The organism is Photorhabdus sp. RM71S, assembly GCF_042879355.1.
Classification (GTDB): Bacteria; Pseudomonadota; Gammaproteobacteria; order Enterobacterales; family Enterobacteriaceae; genus Photorhabdus; species Photorhabdus kayaii.
On the sequence record NZ_JBHFKV010000102.1, the window covers coordinates 1 to 3,961 of the forward strand.

The 3,961-nt window shown below is 38.0% G+C and carries 7 protein-coding genes; all 7 read right to left on the reverse strand.

Annotated features, from left to right (window positions below):
* Positions 1 to 272: 272 nt before the first annotated feature.
* Positions 273 to 1,175, reverse strand: a complete 903-nt coding sequence (locus tag ACGF5R_RS23565; protein ID WP_387693032.1) for a hypothetical protein — start codon at positions 1,173 to 1,175, stop codon at positions 273 to 275.
* Between the two features lie 69 nt (positions 1,176 to 1,244).
* Positions 1,245 to 1,655: a hypothetical protein gene (locus ACGF5R_RS23570; protein ID WP_387693034.1), complete on the reverse strand. Its 411-nt coding sequence runs from the start codon at positions 1,653 to 1,655 to the stop codon at positions 1,245 to 1,247.
* A 3-nt stretch (positions 1,656 to 1,658) separates the two neighbouring features.
* Positions 1,659 to 1,943: a hypothetical protein gene (locus tag ACGF5R_RS23575; protein ID WP_387693036.1), complete on the reverse strand. Its 285-nt coding sequence runs from the start codon at positions 1,941 to 1,943 to the stop codon at positions 1,659 to 1,661.
* Positions 1,944 to 1,989: 46 nt separating this feature from the next.
* A complete protein-coding gene (locus ACGF5R_RS23580) occupies positions 1,990 to 2,136 on the reverse strand; it encodes a hypothetical protein (protein WP_262981512.1) in 147 nt (48 codons plus the stop codon).
* An 88-nt stretch (positions 2,137 to 2,224) separates the two neighbouring features.
* Positions 2,225 to 2,821, reverse strand: coding sequence for a DUF5420 family protein (locus ACGF5R_RS23585; protein ID WP_387693038.1), 597 nt, complete (start codon positions 2,819 to 2,821; stop codon positions 2,225 to 2,227).
* 69 nt (positions 2,822 to 2,890) lie between these two features.
* Complete coding sequence (locus ACGF5R_RS23590) at positions 2,891 to 3,127, reverse strand: hypothetical protein (protein ID WP_387693040.1); 237 nt, start codon at positions 3,125 to 3,127, stop codon at positions 2,891 to 2,893.
* 21 nt (positions 3,128 to 3,148) lie between these two features.
* Entirely contained in the window at positions 3,149 to 3,418 is a 270-nt protein-coding gene (locus ACGF5R_RS23595; RefSeq protein ID WP_387693042.1) for a hypothetical protein, read from the reverse strand.
* Positions 3,419 to 3,961: the final 543 nt, after the last annotated feature.

The following is a 3,961-nucleotide window of genomic DNA, read 5'->3' on the forward strand; positions in this document are numbered from 1 at the left end:
TTTTGAATAATATCTTTTCATAAGCCAATAATCTCTCATCAGCTATTTGTCCACGAGTTTTCATGTTTTTATCTCAGAAAAATTAAAATTAACGTCGTAAATAGAATTAAACAAGCGGGAAATAACATAGCAAAGAGCCACTCTTTAATCATATTCATATGATAGCCTCAAATATTGCATTGCTATAAACCATTCAATTTGACTTTCTATTTTGAAAGCGATTCTGGCTTTAGATTGAGCTAAATTGAAAAGTTGCTTGTTGATTTTCATAATTAATAGATGATTTTTAAGTGAGTTGTTTTGCCGTTTGCTATAGCTCTGATACAATTCATTGCACATTCTTCTGTAATTCCGGCTTTAATTAATTCTTGCAGAGATTCATTGTTAATACGTTTACGATGTTCAATATCAGCCCGTCGCCGCATCTCTTCATCTTTCTGACGCTCAATTTCAGCCAAACGGACTCTCTCTGCTTCTTCCGACTTGCGCCGCTCAGCATCAATTGCAGCTTGTTTTTCACGTTCGGCACGTTCTAGCGCTTCCAGCTTTTCACGTTCAGCTCTCTCCGTCGCCGCTTTTGCTTCAGCTTCGCGTCGTGCTGCGGCTTCAATTTCAGCCAAAGCTTTGCGCTCAGCATCAATGCGGGCCTGCTCTGCTGCCTGCCGCTTGATTTCTTCCTCGCGAGCAACACGCTGGCGTTCCTGTTCGGCTTTCTTTTCTGCCAGGTCTCTATCAAATTTTTCATCCATTAGCAGAGCAATTTCATAATCAGTTTCGATTTGCTTTGCCAGTTCCTCTGCTGCTTTACGTGCTTCCTCTTCACGCTTAATACGCTCTTGTTCAGCTTCCCAGTCGGCGAGCGGCTTGCGAACTTCATCACGTAGCTCATTGCATGCATCAACAAAGCGCTTAATTTCTTGCTCCGCTGGTTTTACTGCTTCTTTGAGTCGCTTAAGATATTCGCGACCTGGCTTTTCTATAGCTGTCTTGCTGCGTGATATTTGCGCAGCTAATGATGCGATTCTGTCACGGCCTCTTTTTGTCGTAACATCTGGAATTTCATTTACCGATTCTCTAATTTTATTTAAAAACGCATCAAGCCCGTTTGGAATATAAATAACCGGCGCTTGTTCTGGTTTTATATCAATGATAGCCACTTCATTTTTATCTGACATGAGTGATTCCTTTAATTACATTAATTGTTTATTACCCCTGAGCCGTCCACTGGCCTTTACTCCATATTACTAAAATTCACCCCGGTTTATTTTAATTAATGCGTCTAAATGCTGCTGAGCGGCATCTTCTGTTAAATGAATAAGTCCTCTTTTTAAGTAAGTATTAAGCACAACTGAATCATTATGCCAATTATTATTAAGAATATTCATATTACTATGAATGGCAACAAAATAACATAAAGTGTTAACTGACGGTATTTCACATATTGGCTTTGGAAAACTGACTTTGCCGACTTTTATTATTTCTGGCTTGCGGCGATATTCAGAATCTTTGATCCACCATGGATGATCATCTAAGTCATCCCACCCGTCAGCGCCGTCACCTATTTCCCACAGCTTCCACGGCTTATCAGTTTTCAACGCATCTTGAGCATACTGCAGCATTAATTCAGCGTGCACGTGTCTTTTATTGTCTGACATTGTTTAATCCTCAGTCGGAATTTCTTGTAATAATTTTAATGTTTCTAACATTTCCCTGACCGCATTATCAACATTATCCTGATTTGTGTTATCGAATACATCGTCCCGGAGTTGAACTACATGTTCGTAATTATCATCATTAAAGTCAAAATATAGACCTGTTGATATTTCCCCGAAATCTTCTTGCCATCGAATTTTGATGCGTAATTTTTCTATTTCGTTATCCTCAGCTTTCTCGACTAAAATTTGTCTGCCGTGGGACTCAAACTGTTTAAACCATATTTCCATAATCAAACCTTCTCTGTAGTTAATAAAGAGCATCCCTGCTAATTAATTAAAGACTAGTCCATTGCCGCGCATTATTTCTATTTCTCCATGCAAGAGAAACATACATTTTGCGCATTTCAGAACCGCGACGAAATATTTTGGCTTCGGATAAATAGCGAGCTTGTTCAGCTTTACACTCAGTTGCAAATTTCATTTTTGTGTTCATTGTTCAACTCTCATATTTAATAAAGAGCATCCCTGCTGATGATTCCCTATTGTTTTTCCCGGTGTGGAGAAATTAATCATTCGCTTAAATCATAAAAAGTACCGTAAGTTATCTCTTCAAAACATTCAGGAACTTTCGGTATTGTATCCCAACCCTCTCCCTCTCTCTCTACACTGGGAATAGCGAATAAAAGAATGCTATTATCTTTTGATGCCTTTCCCACTAATGTTGAAATCACTGGAATGCCACGTTGATTTGGTTTTTGAGTTCCTAATTTTGTGCAACCAATATTGAATTTCTCAATAAGAAAATCTTTGTAAGTAGGCAGTTTCTTTAACTTCCTGTTTGTTTCTTTGGTTAAATCAGCAATGTTTTTATTAAATTCCTTCCCTGCTTTTGAATTGCTTTTTGCATGAACTACTTTTAATTCATCGTTTTTCACAATAATTTTTACAGCAAAATCAAATTCTTTCTCTATTGGAAAAGCAAATCTTTCTATTAATGTTCCATTTACACCGAACCCATGTTGAAATGTTGCCCCCTTTGCACCGATGCTATCTTTTGCAGTTTTAAGAACTTCCGCTCGCTTCTCATTGATAATTTGAAATTCATCATCAATCTGTTTAACGATATCACCAGTTAGACGATAGTATTTAAAACCTCTTTCGCTCATATATCCTCCTATTATTAACTCACCACAGCCCACTCGGAAATGAGCTGAAATTAGTTAATTGGCAATGTGCTAATCTATGAAAGCGACGGGTATTTGTTCGACTGTGTAGCCGTCATCAAGTGCAAGTAGTTTTTCGTAGAATTTTCTAACAACGAGTTCTTGACGATTAAACTGATACGAATTTCCCATTTTTGAGCGAAAAACATTTTTATCTTTAACGAGCCAATAAGCATTACGAATAACTCCTTTCCCATTTTTGGGCGTTGTTATTTCTACTATTGGGATTGGTTCTATGTATTTATCCATCACATCCTCATATTAATTTAATTATCTAACTGAATAGAGCCAGGTATTTGGTAAGCAATGGCTGCCTGTATTTTCTTGTTTATCGTTACTCTTTAAAGTAATAATCAGATTTGCAAGTACATCAGTTTCATCGACTGGTTTAATGATTGAATCAAAGATTTCATCAATTGAGCGGCTTTTGTTTGTTTCAGCCTCAGCCGCTTTGCGTGCCATCAGTTCACCTCTGGCAATGTAGCGGCGGATCTTCGAATTCGTCTTACCGCGTACAGGTAAGAAAGTGATTTTGTTCATTTGATTACCCCTATAGTAAGTTTTAAGCTATGTTGCTGTTCACACCTCAAAACTCACTTTGAGTATTTCCCACAATGGCGGGAGCTTATTTGTTAAAGAGCGGTATTACTTAGTGTTACTTGGTATTACTGGTACTACGGTTGTTTCTTAGCACTTGCGAATCATCTACCTTTTCATACGCCGGTAGCGGCTACTTCGTGGGCTTTCCTTGCCTGTTCGCTTGTCTGTGTGCCTTTGATATGATGCATTAAACACCATGTGGATTTTAAAGTCAACATTTTGTGGATTTTGTTTTCGTGAAAATACTCTTTATGTTGATTTTCAAGATGATTTATTTCAAAAAAATATTTCAGAACAGGGGATTAGCTTAAGTGTGGGGGGTGATTGGGCGAGAGAAGAGACAGGAAGCCCTCACGGGGAGGGGTTAGTAACTAACCTCAGCTTCGTTTAAAAATAGCGATATCACAATCCCGTAAATTCAAGCTCGGTTTTTTAGGTTGGAATGTATAAGCAATTAGGCCAGCGACGATTTCCAATAAAAAA

Bases quoted from the DNA above. Each gene is read 5' to 3' on its own strand.
- ACGF5R_RS23580 (WP_262981512.1), bottom strand. From the start codon at position 2,136: ATGAAATTTGCAACTGAGTGTAAAGCTGAACAAGCTCGCTATTTATCC.
- ACGF5R_RS23575 (WP_387693036.1), bottom strand. From the start codon at position 1,943: ATGGAAATATGGTTTAAACAGTTTGAGTCCCACGGCAGACAAATTTTA.
- ACGF5R_RS23570 (WP_387693034.1), bottom strand. From the start codon at position 1,655: ATGTCAGACAATAAAAGACACGTGCACGCTGAATTAATGCTGCAGTAT.
- ACGF5R_RS23590 (WP_387693040.1), bottom strand. From the start codon at position 3,127: ATGGATAAATACATAGAACCAATCCCAATAGTAGAAATAACAACGCCC.
- ACGF5R_RS23595 (WP_387693042.1), bottom strand. From the start codon at position 3,418: ATGAACAAAATCACTTTCTTACCTGTACGCGGTAAGACGAATTCGAAG.
- ACGF5R_RS23565 (WP_387693032.1), bottom strand. From the start codon at position 1,175: ATGTCAGATAAAAATGAAGTGGCTATCATTGATATAAAACCAGAACAA.
- ACGF5R_RS23585 (WP_387693038.1), bottom strand. From the start codon at position 2,821: ATGAGCGAAAGAGGTTTTAAATACTATCGTCTAACTGGTGATATCGTT.